1 protein-coding gene is annotated in these 468 nt (G+C 62.0%); it reads left to right on the top strand.

The annotated features are described in order from the left end of the window. Nucleotides 1-468, top strand: a 468-nt coding sequence (locus EOE48_RS28725; RefSeq protein WP_148239823.1) for a glycogen/starch/alpha-glucan phosphorylase, incomplete at both ends; no start/stop codon positions are given.

Consider the following 468-nt stretch of genomic DNA (forward strand, 5'->3'; position numbering starts at 1 on the left):
GCATGGGTAACCTGGCGTTTCTCGGCTCGCACAGCGTCAACGGCGTGTCGGCGCTGCACAGCAAGCTGATGAAGAGCACTGTGTTCTCAGAGCTGCACAAGCTCTACCCGCAACGAATCAACAACAAGACCAACGGCATTACCTTCCGCCGCTGGCTGTACCAGTCCAACCCACTGCTGACCGAGATGCTGGTCGAAGCGCTCGGGCCGGGGCTCAAGGACGACCCTGAAGGGCTTCTGGCTGGCCTTGTGCCGTTTGCTGACAAGGCGGGCTTCCGCAAGCAGTTCGCCGCTCAGCGCCTGCACAGCAAGCGCGCCCTGGCCAGCATCATCCAGGACCGCATTGGTGTCACGGTGAACCCCGACGCGCTGTTCGATGTGCAGGTCAAGCGGATCCACGAGTACAAGCGCCAGTTGCTCAACCTGCTGCACACCGTGGCACTGTACCGGGCCATACGCAACGACCCTG

It is taken from the genome of Methylobacterium oryzihabitans (genome assembly GCF_004004555.2).
Taxonomy (GTDB): domain Bacteria; phylum Pseudomonadota; class Alphaproteobacteria; order Rhizobiales; family Beijerinckiaceae; genus Methylobacterium; species Methylobacterium oryzihabitans.